15 protein-coding genes, 1 tRNA gene and 1 pseudogene are annotated in these 17,450 nt (G+C 49.3%); 7 read left to right on the forward strand and 10 right to left on the reverse strand.

Going from position 1 to position 17,450, the window contains the following annotated elements; genetic code table 11:
• Positions 1-108: 108 nt before the first annotated feature.
• Entirely contained in the window at positions 109-2,487 is a 2,379-nt protein-coding gene (locus N836_RS71015; protein ID WP_023076825.1) for a tetratricopeptide repeat protein, read from the reverse strand.
• Between the two features lie 250 nt (positions 2,488-2,737).
• The gene (locus tag N836_RS74275; RefSeq protein ID WP_023076826.1) at positions 2,738-3,466 is read right to left on the reverse strand and encodes a CAP domain-containing protein; all 729 of its coding nucleotides are present in this window, start codon (positions 3,464-3,466) and stop codon (positions 2,738-2,740) included.
• 413 nt (positions 3,467-3,879) lie between these two features.
• On the opposite strand from N836_RS74275, the gene N836_RS71020 reads away from it, so the two are divergent.
• From N836_RS71020 to N836_RS76835, 3 genes are all read left to right on the forward strand, one after another.
• Complete coding sequence (locus tag N836_RS71020) at positions 3,880-5,124, forward strand: FAD-dependent hydroxylase (RefSeq protein WP_023076827.1); 1,245 nt, start codon at positions 3,880-3,882, stop codon at positions 5,122-5,124.
• A 290-nt stretch (positions 5,125-5,414) separates the two neighbouring features.
• A complete protein-coding gene (locus N836_RS71025; RefSeq protein ID WP_023076828.1) occupies positions 5,415-5,687 on the forward strand; it encodes a hypothetical protein in 273 nt (90 codons plus the stop codon).
• Positions 5,688-6,016: 329 nt separating this feature from the next.
• A complete protein-coding gene (locus N836_RS76835) occupies positions 6,017-6,298 on the forward strand; it encodes a hypothetical protein (protein ID WP_161635058.1) in 282 nt (93 codons plus the stop codon).
• Between the two features lie 94 nt (positions 6,299-6,392).
• On the opposite strand, the gene grxC is transcribed toward N836_RS76835, so the two are convergent.
• Entirely contained in the window at positions 6,393-6,659 is a 267-nt protein-coding gene (gene grxC, locus N836_RS71030) for a glutaredoxin 3 (RefSeq protein WP_023076830.1), read from the reverse strand.
• A gap of 71 nt (positions 6,660-6,730) precedes the next feature.
• Complete coding sequence (locus tag N836_RS71035) at positions 6,731-7,864, reverse strand: cob(I)yrinic acid a,c-diamide adenosyltransferase (protein ID WP_023076831.1); 1,134 nt, start codon at positions 7,862-7,864, stop codon at positions 6,731-6,733.
• 188 nt (positions 7,865-8,052) lie between these two features.
• Here N836_RS71035 and fraC point away from each other — a divergent pair, with 188 nt between their 5' ends.
• Genes fraC through dacB form a run of 4 tightly spaced genes read left to right on the forward strand, consistent with a single transcriptional unit; the run spans position 8,053 to position 11,825 of the window.
• Positions 8,053-8,622, forward strand: a complete 570-nt coding sequence (fraC, locus tag N836_RS71040; protein ID WP_023076832.1) for a filament integrity protein FraC — start codon at positions 8,053-8,055, stop codon at positions 8,620-8,622.
• The gene (locus tag N836_RS71045) at positions 8,619-9,614 is read left to right on the forward strand and encodes a DUF5357 family protein (RefSeq protein WP_023076833.1); all 996 of its coding nucleotides are present in this window, start codon (positions 8,619-8,621) and stop codon (positions 9,612-9,614) included. Before fraC ends, N836_RS71045 begins: the two co-directional genes overlap by 4 nt.
• A 22-nt stretch (positions 9,615-9,636) precedes the next feature.
• Positions 9,637-10,419 carry an ABC transporter permease gene (locus N836_RS71050; RefSeq protein WP_023076834.1) on the forward strand — a complete coding sequence of 261 codons (783 nt, stop codon included), beginning with the start codon at positions 9,637-9,639 and terminating at the stop codon, positions 10,417-10,419.
• A 2-nt stretch (positions 10,420-10,421) separates the two neighbouring features.
• Positions 10,422-11,825 carry a D-alanyl-D-alanine carboxypeptidase/D-alanyl-D-alanine endopeptidase gene (gene dacB, locus N836_RS71055; RefSeq protein WP_023076835.1) on the forward strand — a complete coding sequence of 468 codons (1,404 nt, stop codon included), beginning with the start codon at positions 10,422-10,424 and terminating at the stop codon, positions 11,823-11,825.
• Between the two features lie 39 nt (positions 11,826-11,864).
• Here dacB and N836_RS71060 read toward each other — a convergent pair.
• From N836_RS71060 to hypB, 6 genes and pseudogenes are all read right to left on the reverse strand, one after another.
• Positions 11,865-13,201, reverse strand: a pseudogene (locus N836_RS71060) (IS4 family transposase); the annotation flags it as partial.
• A 285-nt stretch (positions 13,202-13,486) separates the two neighbouring features.
• A tRNA-Val gene (locus N836_RS71065) sits at positions 13,487-13,560 on the reverse strand.
• A gap of 367 nt (positions 13,561-13,927) precedes the next feature.
• The gene (locus N836_RS71070) at positions 13,928-14,704 is read right to left on the reverse strand and encodes an ABC transporter ATP-binding protein (protein ID WP_023076839.1); all 777 of its coding nucleotides are present in this window, start codon (positions 14,702-14,704) and stop codon (positions 13,928-13,930) included.
• A gap of 2 nt (positions 14,705-14,706) precedes the next feature.
• On the reverse strand, positions 14,707-15,552 hold the full coding sequence (locus N836_RS71075) for an ABC transporter permease (RefSeq protein ID WP_023076840.1): 846 nt from the start codon (positions 15,550-15,552) through the stop codon (positions 14,707-14,709).
• A gap of 70 nt (positions 15,553-15,622) precedes the next feature.
• Positions 15,623-16,660, reverse strand: a complete 1,038-nt coding sequence (locus N836_RS71080; RefSeq protein ID WP_023076841.1) for an ABC transporter substrate-binding protein — start codon at positions 16,658-16,660, stop codon at positions 15,623-15,625.
• Positions 16,661-16,731: 71 nt separating this feature from the next.
• Positions 16,732-17,427, reverse strand: a complete 696-nt coding sequence (gene hypB / locus N836_RS71085) for a hydrogenase nickel incorporation protein HypB (protein ID WP_023076842.1) — start codon at positions 17,425-17,427, stop codon at positions 16,732-16,734.
• Positions 17,428-17,450 lie beyond the last annotated feature (23 nt).

Genomic DNA, 17,450 nt, shown 5'->3' on the forward strand with positions numbered 1-17,450 from the left:
CCATGCACTCAACAGCACCTAAATTTTAAGTTGATTTAGAACAGAGATGGCTGGTAGTGAAACATTATCTCTTAGGGCTCAAGCGTTGTTTGCCGTAATGACGTTTTATCAAAAATCACGATAACAATTTAGTCGAGTCATTACTTGTTCTCGAGTCGTACTATCCTGTAGTGCCTGAACAACGGCCAGTCCCCGATCAAAGGCCCCGATTCTACCATAGGCAATGGCAATCTCTTCATAGAAACTGCCCCGATCTTGGTTGTCGTCAATTGCGAGATCTTCCCGCACGTAGATTATCTGTGATTCTTCACCAGGAATCGTTTGCGCGATCTCAAATGCACGATCTAAAACTGATGAAACAGACTCTACCTGTCCTATATGAGAATATAATTCACCTATGCGTAACAGCTGATTTACACTGACATCAGAAGTAGTGTAGATGCGGTTTAAAAGCCGTGATGCCAGGTTAGGTTGTCCTGCTTTTAAGTAGAGTTCCGCAATGCGTATTATTTCTTCAGCCTGAATGGTAGATGGAGCACGGGATTCAATAATGTCTAACGCAGTGGCATAGTCTCCTTGATTAATTAATCGATCAACTAGCAGTGTTTTCCAGAGAGGATTTTCAGGTTGGACTTCTGCAATTGCATCCATTACCCTCAATGCTACTTGCTCCTCTCCTATCTCAATCCACTTCTCGGCAACCATCTGAAATGTAAAGGAATCAAAGGAATCAGCTGAATCGACCGATTGCTGGATCAGGATCAATACCTGGTCTAACAATTTATTGGCGGGTTCACTCAAGCCAGCCTGATACTGTTCTACGGCAATGGTATTAATTGCTGCCAAACGATCTGCTGTGTACTCTAAAGTCTCTGCTACCTGAATCGCTTGATTAATTGTTGTCGCTGATGCTTCCGATAGACCAGCCTGTTGCTGCTGTAGTCCAATTCTCACCAAGACTCGGGCATACTCAGGTGAGTAGGGAGATTCTGTCTTCTCTGCCATGGTAAAAGCGGTATCAAAGTTCCCAGCCATAGATTCGGCTACCGCGATCTCACCCCAGACTCGCCGCTTATTGGCCGTATAACTCGGGTCAATGCGCTCGGTAACTTTGAGGGCCAAATCAGTTTGCCCCGATTTGGCGGCAGCAACAGCAATTTTGGTGTAGTCCGATATTTGGTTAAATGTTATGCCTCTGGCCACCAGGGTTTCAACGGTCGAGAGTGCTAATTCATAATCCTCTAGCTGAATAGCATGTCGAAGAATCGTCTCCCACAGTTCTTGCTGGGCATAGTCTTGTTCTACCTCAAGCGTCGCTGTCATTGCCTGATGCAACACATCCCTGGCTGCAGTTGTGTTACCCCCATTGGCGTAGTGGTTGAAAAGATCCATCAGACCATCTGCCCTAATCCGCCCCGGTGGCGCAACTTCTAAGGCTTTGAGGGCAGTGTCAGCCAACCCTGCGTCAAGCATGGTTTGAGTAAAGCTGGGTCCTGGATAACCGTAGGTTTCAATTGCTGCAATGGTCTGGTCAAAATATAGCTGGGCCTGTTGTTCATCTCCACGGTTGGCTAGATATATACTAATCTCTTTCAGAGTTTGAACGGTTGGCTGATCGAGGGTTAACTGCTGGACTAAACTGGCTGTCTGCTCCATCTGTCCTGCCTTGGCGGCTGATAGGGCTGCTCTGCCGATTACGTTTTCTCGAAAGTAAGGGTATTCAATGGATTGAGCCAGCTGTAGAGCCTGGTCCAGCCTGTTTGCTTGAGTATAAACAATAGCAATAGCCTCCAGGGCTCTATCCCGTCTGATTGTGTCTGGATAGTTAACGGTCTCAGCCTGTTGTAATGCCTGGCTGGCAGTTGCGATCGCATCAGCATCTTCTCCCATGGTCCCATAGGCTTGGGCAATGGCTATCAGAGCGTTGGCTTTAAATTCTGATCCCTGCACGGTAGTCTCAAGCTGCCGGGCCTGGGAAAGCAGCTCAAGGGCAGCAGCTTGCTCACCAATGGCTGCATAATCTCTGGCGATTGTGGTTAAGGCTCGAATCTTTAAAGCACTGTAGCCATTAGGCATGCCCTGGACCACCTGACTGGCTGTTGTGAGCACAGTGCGGACGGCGTCTGTTTCTCCCAGGGCAATCAGCTGATCTACTTCATGGATCAGCCAACCGGTACTGGCACTGTTTGCCTCAATAAAGTGTTCCAAACTGGTTGCCCTGAAGCCGACATCGAGGGTGCCGGTCATTTCTAAGCTCTTTGTAAGATGTTCGACGGCTGGTTGGATGTACCCGTTTTTGAGGGCAGTGCGTCCCCACTCTGCTCGTTCGCTAATGGTTCGTAGGTAAAAGCTGGTCTCATCAATGCACATTTGCTGGGTTTGCGCTCTGGCTGGTGGTGGAACTAGCCCCAACCAGCCCAGGCTGCCCAAGCAAGCGATAGCCAACCAGCGTTGACCCCACAGTCTAATTTTCCGTCGAGTATCCATGTTTAAACCTCTTTCAGGCAAGTCACTACCCCATCAGCCTGTTAGGGGAGACGCCATTGTCTACAGTCGTTTTGCACGCTGATTGGGTGATGGCGTGTGTAGTGTCTACATTGGGGCCAAGTGTCTTTTCGAGCGCAGTTGCGTTCTGATTTTATGCTTTGCCCATAGAGGAGACTCTATACGCAGTGGTCAGGGCTTTGTGGTACTAAACACTCAGCTTTTCTGACCACTGTGCGTTTCTCTAATTTACTTATCCACCGATCGCTAAGTTTGTGGATGCAGGACTCAGTAAATAGTCTGTTAATGCTGAATGACTGTTTACTTGGATCAACGCCATCGCCGCATGGGGGGCATGGTTGCTATCAACCAACAGGCTTTGGATATCTGGCTCTCTGCTCCAAGGCTCCAGACGATAGTGCATTGAGTCACCCAATTCTACTGTCCCCTCGTCGGTCAAGGTTAGAACCCTGACTACTAAATTATCTTCATTGTTTTCTAGGGCACGGGGCGTTACCGCAATGGCGTCCTCTTCCTCCAAGGCTCCAGTAGCGGTTAGATTACCACTGCCAAATAGCTGGGTCCAATAGTGGCCATAGTTTACTTGGCCAGGATCGTCTTCGAGGGCAAAGTATCCGACTCCCAGCTCCGTATAGTCGGGGTTCAACAAATTCTGACGATGACTGTCACTCCTTATCCATTCCCGCACTACTTCTGCGGGTGTATCCTGGCCAGCGGCAATATTCTCCCCCACAGCTCTGGCTGTGTAGCCTTGGGCGGCTGCTCGATCCCATGGGGCAGAACCATCTGTGCCGATGTGGCTAAAAAAATCCTGCTCAGCCATCAGTTGAGCATAATTTTGAGCCGTGATAGTGAGCTCTTGACTCATCGTCAACGGTGATAAACCGTGCTCAGCTCTAAATTCATTGGTTAGACTTAAAACTTCCTGCGCAAATTCAGATGATGTTGAAGTTCGATTCATCAGTGCGTTTTTTTAGTGCATTTTCTTTTAGAAATCGGCTGCACCCTTTGATACCGATGATTGACGGTACGGTAGATTAATTCCGTGGCCACAAAATAGCCTAGAGTAGAGTGCCCAGCTCAAAGCTCATATTCATACCGCCCGCCTGATTGTCACACCACTCTTTAGCTGGCTTTATCAGTGCATCAGAGACGACTGCTGACGGGAAAACAAGATTTATACACTGGCGATATGCTTGCTCTTCAGGGGATGTGAGTGCCGCCAGGCCCAATAATTTGAGGCATCCTACCCATGTGTTACGGACGATAGTCAGTTTGTGGATTGGTCCATTGTGATGGCCGGTATGTTTTAAGTTGCCACGTTTAGACGAACGCGTAAAAATAAAAAGATAACTTTGCAATGATTGAGCTATTTTGAACGCTTCTACCGCTAGCTATCTGAACGAAACTCCCATTCAGCAACAGCGAATTTCTCACACAGACGTTGCGATTGTGGGAGCTGGTGTGGTGGGTTTGACCCTGGCCTGTGCTTTGCGTAACAGTGGTCTGACTGTGACGATTGTTGAGGTCAACAGTCGGGCAAAGACTATAGCTCGCGATCGCGCCTATGCGTTTTCTCTGATGTCGGCGCGTATTTTCCAGCAGCTGGGGCTCTGGGAACAGGTGGGGCCTTACATTACCCATTTTCAGCGCGTACGCATGTCTGATGCAGACTATGGTAAAACCGTTAACTTTTATCCAACCGATAGCCCTGCTGCCGCTGTTTGTTATGGTGCAGAGCATCACGTGTTACTCGGGGCGCTCCAGGGACTCGCTACGAATATCCATCGGCTTACTCTCTATTACGAAACCACTCTGGTGGATGTACAGGCCACATCAACAGGCACACAGCTGACCCTGGAGCGTGACGGTCAGCGGCAGATATTACATACCCGGCTATTGGTGGGTGCTGACGGAGCCCGATCTACAATCCGGGACTATGCTGGCATTCAAACCTCAGGCTGGGCTTACTGGCAATCGTGCATTACGACAGTGCTAGCCCCAGCGAGATCGCACCAAAACACCGCTTATGAAAGATTTTGGCCCAGTGGTCCCTTTGCTATTTTGCCGCTTCCAGGTAATCGCTGTCAGGTCGTGTGGACGGCTCCCCATGAAGAAGCTAAGGCTTTGCTAGCTCTCCCCGAGCATGAGTTTATGGCAGAACTCCGCCGCCGGTATGGCAACGACATGGGTGAGTTGCAGATGCTGAGACCGCCGATGATGTTTCCGGTAAGGCTGATGCAGAGCCATCGCTATGTCCAGCCTGGTATTGCCCTGGTGGGTGATGCGGCCCACTGCTGCCACCCGGTGGGTGGTCAGGGCCTCAATATGGGCATTCGGGATGCAGCTGCCCTGGCAAAAATTTTGCAGACGGCCCACACTCGCAGAGAATCCATTGGCGACATACGTGTACTTAAGCGTTACGAACGCTGGCGACGGACTGAAAACTGGCTGATTTTAGCCATGACCGACTTGCTAAATCGGGTTTTTTCCAATCGTCTGCTACCGCTTGTGTGGTTACGTCGTACAGGCTTGTGGCTAATTGAACATACGATCCCCCTTAAGCGGATGATTTTACGGGTGATGACCGGCTTTTTTGGGCGACAACCCATCGTCTAGCCCTGGGGAGTCCATCCCTGATTAAGTGACTGAGGATGGATGTCTCCATCGTAACTATGTTGGTTTTGCCGTAGTCTAGAACGCCTATTCCGCTTTTTGGCGTAGACGTTTACTAGGATTGCTGATGGTCTTGTGTGCGCGATTTTTTTATTCTTCTAATAAGGGTGTTGAAAACAACAGTGTGAGTTAGCTAGCTCATCTTTGGCCACAGATGGACATCATTAAAGCTGCTGACTTGCTCGGTCTGAATCTACACATTAACTGCCACACCTGTTTAAGAGCGTCACATCATGCAGTCTTTGTCTCTACCCACTCCTGTTCAGCCTCAGTCCAACAGTTATCCAATGCCAACGGTTAAAGCCGCGAATATGCAGCGAATGGGGGCTCGCTGTTGGCAACGTTTGGTAAACCAAGGAGTGCCCTTTAAAGATGCTAGAGAGCTGGCGATCGCAATTATTCATTTTATTTATTTAGACAGCAGCCCATCACCAACTCAGAAGTATTTGATTAGTCAATACCATGAGCATATCTGTGCTGCCCGCCTGTCCTCGCTGCAGCTTTAGGCAGGAAATCCTACCTTTTTTTCAAAGGTTTTAGGCATAAATTGATGAAGTGCACATCGCAGGTGTGATCAAACAAACAAAGGAGTAGGGAGCAAATCACACCTAATCCCTCATAACTTGAATACAGTTGAAATAGTCTCCTCACTGTCTGTAGAGACTTTACATAGGGTCAGCATATTCACCAAGGGGATTGATGGTTTTACTAATGCAGTTGTTTTTGTAAACTGCTGTTCTTGGGTCGAACATCGTCATCAACAGATTGGCCATGTTCGATAAGATTTGTTGCTTCCTGAGTCACATTAACCCGCTTATATGGAGGGGGGATTACTATGCAGTCATCCGCAACTGTTTTGCTAGAGAGAAACCCATCATCAACTCCTAGGAAAATCTCCAAAAGAGAAAAGCTTAAGCGCCTTGGTGCCAGGTATTGGTGTCAGCTTATGAGAGTTGGGGTACCCCAGGATCATGCTAAAGAAATCGCGATCGCAGTCGTTCGCTATAGCCATCTCGACTGTCGTCCATCCGGTAAAGAAAAGCGCCTGATTGGCCGCTACTGTCAGCATCTCTGTGCTGTTGGGCTATGGCGTTTAGAACTGTTGCTGGGTGGCTAGAATGTTGATTTTTGTGGGAGGTATTGTATACAATGCCCCCCACAAAAATCAAAGACGTTCCAGGGAACGTTCCTGCAAATGTTGTTACTAATTGTTACGCTGATACCGCTAGCAGCTCATCCAGTTTCTGACTAGCATCCAGCGCATGCAGCGCGTCACAGCCACCAACATGTTCATCATTAATAAAAATTTGGGGGACGGACCGTTTACCATCGGAGCCGCGGGCAGCCATAGCATCCCGTGCATCCTCGTCGCCATCAATCACGAGCTCGGTATATTCAACACCCTTGCTGTCCAACAGTCGTTTGGCACGAATACAGAAGGGACAGGTCGTCCAAGTGTAGATTTCAACCTTTGCCATTATGTTTAGAGACCTAAAGTAAAACTGCTGGTGCGATCCTAACGCATCTATATGGCAGAAAGTGGCCAGGATTAAAAGTCTACGCCGCGCTTTAGCTCTACACCGCGTTCAGCATAGTGTTTATGGTTAAAAACTTCCGAATGGGCGCTGGCCAGTTGGAAATATGCCGGGGGATTTTTGCAGCGTCCAGTAATGATCACTTCTGTATCCTTGGGCTTCCGCAATAGCGCCTGCACAATCGGTTCTTCTGGCAGCAGCTCCAGATCGACAGTGGGGTTAAGCTCATCAAGAATAATCGTTTTATATAGCCCGGACGCAATCGCCGTACGAGCGATCTCCCAGCCGCGCTCAGCTTCAACATAGTCAATGGTTTGCTGTTGCCCTCGCCAGACAATGGCATCGCGACCGCAGCGTTGATGGTCTACCAGGTTAGGATAGCTCTGTCGCAGAGCTGCAATGGCTGAGTCTTCGGTATAGCCCTTACCGCCCTTGAGCCACTGAATGATCATGACCCGATGAGACTTGTCTTGGCTGATGCCGATGCCGATGGCTTGGAGCGCTTTACCCAGGGCGCTGGTGGATTTACCCTTACCGTCTCCTGTGTAAATTTCAATGCCGCTCAATCCTGGAATTTCGGAGGTGGCATAATGCTGGGGTTTCATCTCCGAGTGCAAGTCGGCCACCTCTAGCAAGGCGGTGGGGGCACTACGCCCGGTGGCAATGATTTCTAGGTAGTCGGGTTTACGGCGCAGGGTACGGACCACGTCGTCAATGTCCAGTAGGCCCAAATCAAGCACCGGGTTTAACTCGTCTAGCACCACTACGGAATAGAGGCCAGATGCGATCGCACCTTTAGCCACATCCCACCCTCGCTGAGCTTCTTGTTTATCAAATTTGGTGATTTCATTGGCCCCAAAATACTCGGCTCGGCCTGTGCGCACCTGGTCAATCAGGTGGGGAAAGCCGCGCTGCAGTGCTTCAATCGCCGCATCTTCGTCATAGGTGCGCCCTGGTCCCTTCAGAAACCGCAGCAGTAGCACCCGACTTTCCAGAAAGTTTTGGATACCTAACCCGATGGAGCGCAGCACCACCCCTAGCGCTACCTGGGATTTTCCCTTACCCTCACCGTCGTATACATGAATTTGCCCCACCATACGTTCTGATGTTTTTTGAGCGGTACGAATACCGATGCCGGAACGAACCATGGGAGGGTTTGGGGTATAGGTGGACCGTGTTTAATTGTAGCGTTAGGCATCTCCGTAGGGATGGTCCGTGGAATGTCCCTACGGAGATATCCCAAAATCGCCAAAATTAAATACGGCATTCATAGTATTTAGATGTTCTTCTTTCCAAATTAGGTATACCCTAATGTCTGAGATTCTCGGACAGGCCTATGGGCGAACTTGAACCGGTGTTTCCGCTCAAAGCGGTAATCTTTCAACTTTTATTTTTATTGGTTGCCATTGCCTTAGAAGCTATGGTGCTACGTCAGAGGCTGCGTCTTGGCTATAGACCTAGCATTCGCTACGCGGCGGCTGTTAACCTGCTGGCGGTGGTGGTGGGCTGGTTTGCCTTCTTGGCCATCGAGCCGTTATTTGAACCTCGCCTGCAGGCCCAGGTGATTAGCTATGTGCTGTTTGATAATTTGATCAACAATAGCCTCAAACCTCAAATGGGATGGATCATTTTAGTGATCGGGCTGGTTGCTTTTTTTATGACCCTGATTATCAAGCTCAAAGGCCTGGAACTAATTATGAGAGCCCTGGGTACCTGGAATTTGCCGGATAAGCCGAAGGATTTAAGCCGGAAAGAACGCTATAGCCGCTCTCGGACCGGCACCACACTATATAAAGAAGCGGCGTCCCAATTTGCGATCGCAGTACTGCAGGCCAATGCGCTGAGCTTTAGTGCCATCCTGCTGCTGTTGATAATGCGGTCTTACATTCTCGGGAGTGTCGCATGATTGACGTACTCAAGGATGCCATTAATAATCTGCGTGGGTTAATCACTCCCCCTCGCTATTTATCCTGGCAAACATTGTTGCTCCTCAGTTTGTTTTCCTGGGGAATGGCCACCCTGGCTGAAGCCAGTGAAGCCACGCCGGTTACCGTTGGCATCCTCAGTACGGGCAGCTGGCTATTTTTGACCATTGCCATTTGGTGGGGGCTGACTGACAATCCGGTCAGGCTGGGCTATATTTCCATCAGCCCCTGGATTACAGCCGCCGTTATCTGTGTATTTATATTTCGTCCCTGGACCACCGAACGATTGCAGTTAGCGATGGCCAGCTGGCCAATTGTGGCCACAATTCTGGTGGCTATTCCTAAGTTTTGTAACTGGAAACTGGATTTATCATTACCTAAACCGGCTGTCCGCCAGGATCTGATTGTTCTGTTGCTGATCAATTTATTACTCAGCAGCTGGATTATGTTTTACTTTCGGGTCCAGAATTGGTTTCTTGAATATCCTAGCCTGCTGGCTGAAAATTTAGACAATAGTGCCTTTGTCTATCGGTTTGGCAACAATGGTAATGTTAATTCCCAGGCCGATGCCCTGTTGACCAGCGCGGCGGATAATCTGGTTAAACAGCTTGATAATACTCCCTGGCCTCGGGTGGAGCGGTGGCTGCTAAACCTGGATAACAGCATTAATTCTGTGGCTGAGGGTATTATTCTCAATGCTATTAATGAAAGCGTATTCTGGAGCCTGGATGCCCCCCGCCCTCAATCCATGTCCAATGGCTATCAGATTAGGTTACGGGCCAATTGGCTAGGACCCACTGCTAAGCAAAATGGCTACTACGTTGAAAAAGTGTGTACCATTTTGCCCCGGACATTGCAGCCGCGTACGGGTGAAGAACCCTCCCAGGATCTAACCCCGGTTGCTCAGGTTAACTGTTCCGATCAAACCACCGAGGTTGAACGTCCCGTCACCCTAGAGGAATCGGCAACGTAGTTTGAAGTTTGAATTATCGCCTATGCTAAATCTCACTCGCCTGATCGTGGTGGCTCGTAATGTCTTTTTAGAAGTCATTCGCGATCGCATTCTATACCTGGCTGGGTTGTTTGCACTATTTATGGTTTTGGCTGCGGTGATGCTGCCGCAGGTAGCTGTGAGTGCCAGCAACAAGATTTTTTTAGATGTGGGACTGGCCGCCATTAATCTTTTTACCCTGGTAGTGGCCATTTTTGTCGGTACCGGGCTAGTTAATAAAGAGATTGAGAAAAAGACGGTACTAGTGCTGATTGCTAAACCCGTCAGCCGCTTTGAAATTATTCTGGGCAAATATCTGGGACTGGCCGCTGTGATTGGTCTCCTAATGCTGGTCCAGACCGGTATTTTTATCATTTTGCTCACTATCCGGTCGTTTGAGTTTCCTGCCGGGAGCATGCTGGTTGCGATCGCATTTATGTACCTCGAAATGCTGCTGATCATCGCCATTACTATTCTGTTTGGCGTCTTTACTAGCTCTCTACTAGCCACACTGCTCTCATTTGGTACCTATCTCGTCGGGCACCTCAGCACCGATCTGCTCAAGCTCAGTCAGCTCGCTGACTCCGAAGGATTCCAACGGACTGTAGAAGCCATGTATTTGGTTCTCCCCAACTTAGAACGCTTCAATCTGAAAAACGAAGCCGTCTATGGCGCTGCGCTGTTACCCAGCCCTGGCACCCTGGCCCTAAACGCTTTGTACGGGCTGATCTACGCTGCCCTACTATTAGTCATTGCAGGCAATATTTTTAGCCGCCGTCAGTTTTAAGCATGAAGCACCTCAACCCTTGGGTCGTTGTCACCGCCGTCCTATCGCTATTCCTCTCTCCTACCCGCGCCACTGCCTACTGCCGTGCCGATCTCGCCAGACAAATCGACACCATTGCAGAACAACCCTCACTCCAAAAAGCCCGCCTCGGTGTGCTGATCGAAACCCAATCTGGGCAAGTCATCTATAGCCGTGACGCCGATCGCTATTTCGTGCCAGCCTCCAACGTTAAACTGTTAACCACCGCTGCCGCTCTCTCTAGCCTGGGACCCAACTTCACCATCCGCACCTCAGTCTATGGCCAGCAGCAAAACGGACAGAATACCCTCCAAGTCTTCGGTCGCGGCGATCCTACCTTGAGTGACGACCAGCTCAACAGTTTAACCAGCCAGCTCAAAACTCAGGGCATCACTACTATTAGTAATCTGCTGGGCAATGACACCCACTTTACTGGCCCTATCGTTAACCCTAATTGGGAGTGGGAAGATGTCCAAGCCGGGTATGGAGCCCCTGCCAATAGCCTGATTATCAATGCCAATGAGTTAGGGTTTACCCTGTATCCCCAGGCCGTCGGTCAACCCTTGCGGGTCGAATGGGATGACCCAACTCTCCAACGCCAGTGGCAAATCGAAAACTTTTCCCGTTCAGTCGCTGCTGGGCAACCAGAATATGTCGATATTGGTCGCGATCTTAGTCGTCCTATTCTTAGAGTCTACGGTCAGCTGATGGCTGGTGCGGCTCCCGACACCGCTTCAGTCGCCGTGCCAAATCCAGCCGAGTATTTTGTTAGTCGCTTTCGCCAAACTCTTAACCGCCAGGGCATTACTGTTACCCAGAGTGGTCTCACCACCGCCGCTCCCAGTGGTCCAGAGCTAGCGGCTGTCACCTCCCCACCCCTGGCCGAATGGATGGTGCGCACCAACCGCAATAGCAAAAATATCTACGCCGAAGCCATGCTCAAATCCCTGGCCGGGCAAAATACTGAGAATGCTACTGCTGCCGGTATTGTGGCGGTAGAAACTATTCTCCAACGAGCAGGGGTTAACCCAGAACTCTACAAAATCGTTGATGGCTCCGGTCTATCACGGCATAACCTAGCTACACCTCAGGCTTTTGTTAATACCCTACAATCCATGGCCCAATCTCCCCATGCTGCCATTTACCGTAACTCTTTGGCCGTGGCGGGTGCCAGCGGCACTCTCCGCAATCGTTTAAGCGGTATTCGCTTTGTCGGCAAAACCGGAGCCGTTAGCCACAATGCCTCTCTCTCTGGCTATCTCACTCCTGTTAGCGGCCAGCCTTTAATCTTAAGCATCATCATCAATAATCTGGACCAGCGTGGTAGCGTTTTACGGCACAACATAGACAATATCGTCCAATCTGTCGCTCAGTTAAATGACTGCTAGTCAAATGGTTTTGGGCTCACCTCACCCTGACTTTTCCTACTAAGTCTGGTTCGCTAGTTGCCACCCTTCAACCAGGTCCTGTAACTTTGCCCATCCTTTCCAAAGGACTTGAATCCCGATAGGAGTTTTCCGTCGATGTTCTAAATAGCCGCCCAAACGCGCAATCGATTCAATAGCCCATTGGACAGTCAATGTCTTGGGTAGGCGAGTGGCCTTCGCTTTGAGGACCTGAATTTGAACGGGTGAGAGAACAGTTTCAGCCGGTAGCTTTGGCTGAGTGCGTTTTAAGTAAGTCAATCGCAACAAATCAGCAGCAATGATACACAAAAAGCCCAGTCAGGGTTTCATCCCTTCAGCAGCGAGGCGATAGCGTTCCACTTGACAGCCCGATTTCAAGAGTTTGTGAAACTCTTCTACGTGCCACCGATAGCCATACCATCTCAGAATGGTCAGTGCCTGTTCAACGGTGGTCACCGGTTCACTGGTAAGTAACATCCAGGAAACCGAGTCTTCTCCCTCGGGACAATCGACTTCATCAGCATAGACCGCATAAACCTGAAGTTGGCTATCCGTGCCTAAGCGGACTGGAGACCGTAACTGAACCCGACAGAATCGCACGGCCAGGTTAGCGGTACGGGCCTTTCGAGTTTTGGTGGCCGGTCAGTCAACTGCATGATAGGCCGCTATTGGCTGAATCTCCAGCTTGTCCCATAACCGATTGGGAGCATGTTCAAGACTGCGATTGTGAGCGGCCCGCACCACGACACCGGTATGGCTCAACTCGTTGACTTGGTCGAACACTTCAGCAATATCTCCTTCTCGGTCAAAGACATGGATAACGCGCGTTGAGGCAGCGACTTCTTGCTCCAGTGTCATCATCGCTTCGACCCAGCGATACGATTCTTTTTCTTCAAAAGGCCGAGCGCGCTTCGCCTTGCGGGCTTCAGCCCGACGTTGTTTTTTCTGTTGTGGTGTTTCGTTGGCTGGAGGCTTGGCACGATGCTCACGGTTCCAGAGCTTTTGCCACAACAATCCCAAGGGTTGACCTTGGTCTGGCTCAACCGCAAGCGCACTGTGGAGTAGTAATCCATTGCCACCATTGCCTTGGGGGTCATAGCCTTCTCGTTTTTCTAGAATCGAGCCATAGTCCAAATAGGTGGTGTCTCCAACGCTCAATACTATGGATTGGCAACTCACAAGCTCGGTTTTCATCTGGCAATGAGGCTGAATGATCTTTTCAAAGCGGGTTTTCGGATTGGCGAAAACGCATACGCCCGTTTCAGTTCCTTTGCACTCTCAAAGACACTCGATAGGCCCTGTCCAAATTTTTCACTCAGCGCTTGACCGATACTCAACGCGCGACGGGTCAAACGGCGATCTCCTCATGCGCACGTTCCAAAATTCTGCTCATAACGCTCTGTACTCATCGGTAACTTCCTGGATATCGGTGCACTCACTTTAACGGATGTTGAGGTTATGAGCTAGAAGCAATGTCTATCAAGGGTTTGAGCACTTAGTAGGAAAAGTCAGCTTCAGAATGGATGATGCATTTTTCGAATCAAAATGCTAATAAATGAGACGCTGGTGCCGAAAGCGTTCAAAACTTCTAAATCCATATCCAGATTCACAGTGAATGACTATTTGTCACTATGAATCATAAATGGACGTACGCCGACTCGAACGGCGGACCTCATCGATGTCAACGATGCGCTCTAACCAACTGAGCTATACGTCCTCAACCTTCCCACTCTTTAAGGGTATTGCTTCAGATCCAGTTATATAAGGACTTGAAGCAAATTAACTTACCCTGAACGGGTGCTGTAATACTATAGCTCAAAAATGCAGCTGACTCCCCTAATTCACTAAAAAGTGTAGGGGAAACGCGTGGCATAATCTGACGATTATTGATGGTGATGTTTCACATCCCTATGCGATCGCAGTAAGAAAGTTTCATATTAAACTCCAGGCCATTCATCAGGGCAAGCTCGATAATAAGTTTCTAGGCCGGGTGGGTTTATCCATCCGCTTTTTGTATTGGCCGCTTGGGGTGTGGCTCCGGTTCAAGCAGATTGCGATCGCACACGGCAAATGCAGATTCTTGGTTATGCCGTCACCAACCCCACGTCTTGCTTGCCTCTTAACAGGTCGGTGATTTCGTGTTTATAGGCTTGAAATTGATCGCCGCGTTTCATGGTGTAGGTCCGTTCTTCAGGTAGATCCACAATAATCTCTCGCTGGATTGTGCCTGGACGGGCTGTCATGACATAGACCCTTTGGGAGAGAAAAACGGCCTCTTCGACGTCGTGGGTGATCATTAAAATGGTGCAGCGGGTACGTTTCCAGAGGTCTAACAGAAATAACTGCATAGCTTCTTTAGTTTGTACGTCCAGGGCTCCAAAGGGTTCATCCATAAGTAGGATTTTGGGATGACAGGCCAGGGCACGTGCGATCGCAACCCGTTGTTTCATCCCCCCCGACAGCTCCTTAGGTAACGACTTAGCAAAATTAGCTAGCCCCACCACATCCAAATAATAGCTCGCTCGTTCACGCCGCAGCTTTTTAGCCATGCCCTGAAGTTTTAGACCAAATTCAACATTGCGCTGCACCGTCATCCAGGGATAAAGCGTGTACTTCTGGAACACCATGCCCCGATCCGCACCTGGGCCGGTAACCGGCGCAAAATCCACCGTAATCTCACCGCCTGTGGGCATATCCAATCCGGCCACTAAGCGCAATAGCGTCGACTTACCTGAACCAGAAGCACCGACGGCACACACCAGTTCTCCAGTTTCAACATGCATGTTGATGTCTTTGAGCGCCAGCAACGGCCCTTGCTTGGTTTGAAATTGTTTATAAAGGTTAGAAATTTCAAGATGCATAATTAATCAAAGGCCCATCTACAGCGTGTCTTGAGCACCCAACGAAAAAGTAGGTCAAAGGCAAAGCCAATCACCCCCAACATAATTAAACAAGCAAAAATCTCATCGGTTTTGAAGAAGCGTTGGGCTAACAAAATCCGCCGTCCTAAGCCCTCTTCTGCAGCTACTAGCTCAGCAATGACTACCAGATTCCAGGACACCGCCACATTAATGCGAAACGTATCGATAATGCTAGGGACGATATAAGGAGTGATCACTGATAGCAACACCTGCCAGCGCTTTCCCCCTAACGTATATGTAGTCTCAATCAGGTCTTTCGGAACAAACTTAACCGCATCCATAATCATCAGAGTGTTATAAAACACTGTGCCGATAAAAATCAGCGCAATTTTAGGCTCTTCATTAAGACCTAAATAGATGATTAGTAGCGGAATAAAGGCAGGCGCAGGCATGTATCGCAGAATGCCAATAATCGGCTCCATCATGGCACGAACACTGGCAAAAGCGCCCATGCTAATACCCAGCGGTATGGAAAGCACCGCAGCTAGCGCAAATCCACTCGCCACTCGCCCAAAACTTGCCATGATGTCTCGGGTGACAAATCCCTGTGCCCAAAGACGCTGAAAGGCATTGATAACAGCCTGAGGGCTGGGTAAAAAATTAGGATTGACATTCGTATAGTTAGACAGCAGCCACCAAATTGTCAAAGGTACTACGACTGAAGCTACCATCAACGCCCAGTTGAGAGCATCGGGAATATCTTCTGCAATGCGCCAAAACACCGTGGGTCTTAAGCTCTGAGGTGCTGGCTCAAAATCATCTTTAAATGGTTCCGATGCCTGGGTCATGAATTGATTGTATAAAAACGAATGTTAAAAAATAATCAGGGGCGCATAGCCATGCACCCCCACGGTTGCTCTAAAGGCCCTCGGCGTAGGCTTTGACAAAACTGTCATCTAAGATGGCCCCTAAATCATCAGGGCCAGCCTCAATAAAGCCCACATCGACCATAAAATCATTCATCTTCTGCGCAGCAAACGGCATATGCTTCATGCCATTGCCTTCAGTAAATGCTTCCAAATTCTCTTCAATTGTAAAAATTCGAGTCCCCGCTTGAAACTCCTCGTATTCCTCCACAGAAACACCAGAGCGAGCGGCCATAATTTTATTGGACTCCTCTGGATTTTTAGCAATGTAGTCGAGGGTGGCAAACCATGTGTTGACTAGCGCCTGTACCTGATCAGGCTGCTCATCAATGACTTTTTGGCTAACGACTAATAGGTCAGGAATGATGCCGGGATACTCTTTGGAGGACAGGAGTTCCTTGCTACCTGGCCGTTCCAGAGCAACTCCCCAGAAAGGGGGCCAACCGGCAAATGCATCAACCTGCCCCGAGGCAAAGGCCGCTGCTGCCGCGCCAGTTTCCAAGTTCTTAATGGTGATATCCGAACGGGACATGCCTGCTTGTTCCAGGGCCTGGGTCAACATAAAGTCACCCACCACACCTTCTTCTAAGGCAATGGTTTTATCCTTTAAATCTTCAATACTGTTGATGCCTTCAGCCACAACAACTTTGTCATTGCCTGCCGAATTGTCATTGACTAAAACAGCTACTTCACCATTAACAGCATCCGCCGCAAATGAAATCGTATCGTTGAGAGTTTGACTGTTGCCATCCAGTTGGCCAGCGGCAAATGCCTCCATGGAGGCGAGATAACCGTCAAACCATTTAAGTTCTACGTTAGCTCCATTGGCCGCAAATAAGCCCTTCTCTTCGGCCACCGCCCAGGGTAACCAACCGGGCCAGTTGCTATACCCAATCACCAAAGGAGCACTAGAAGCCGCTGGTGCTGCTGACTCGCTCACTGTTTCTGGTGTATTGTTTGCGCAGCCAACGGCAACCACCAAACCGAAGACAAATGCTAAACATGTCGATAAAAATTGTTGTCGTCGCATCACGTACCTCATTCAATTGGAGAACTCTTCGAAGTTAGTAGTTACCCTGTTTTATACAAGACCCTGCAGCGTCATACTGTGAGCTGTAAACGGTTTGGCCGATTAGTAACGGTCTGAGCAACCCATTCAAACCAGGCTGCCAGTCCCTCACCAGTTTTGGCCGATACTCGAAATATGGTGACGTGAGGATTAATTTGTCTGACATTGGCTTCAATCTGCTCAAGGTCGACGTCCACATAGGGAGCCAAATCTGTTTTGGTAATCAGTAAACAATCGGCTTCTCGAAACATGACTGGATATTTCAGCGGTTTGTCCTCTCCTTCAGTCACGCTAAGCAGGGCCACCTTGGCATGTTCGCCCACCTCAAATTCGGCGGGACAAACCAGGTTGCCTACGTTCTCAACAATGACTAAATCTAGATTCTCTGGGTCATGCTGGTGCTGCAGCTGATGAATGCCGCCAGCCACCATTTGTGAGTCGAGATGGCAGGAACGACCGGTATTGATAGCGACGACTGGGACACCGTACTGACGTAGCCGATTGGCATCTAGTTCAGTGGTCATGTCACCTTCAATGACGGCAATCTTGAGGGTTTGTAACCCTTTGAGGGTACTTTCAAGCAGCTGGGTTTTACCCGCCCCAGGGCTACTCATCAGGTTGATGCAGGTAATTCCCCACTGATCAAAATGGGCGCGGTTATGGTCTGCGCCCTGCTGATTGGCATGGAGCAGATTCATTTCTAAAGCGGCGTCAAAGGTTTGGTGCATTGTTATTAGGCGGTGAGCAATGG

Source organism: Leptolyngbya sp. Heron Island J (genome assembly GCF_000482245.1).
In the GTDB taxonomy this organism is placed as follows: domain Bacteria; phylum Cyanobacteriota; class Cyanobacteriia; order Phormidesmidales; family Phormidesmidaceae; genus Leptothoe.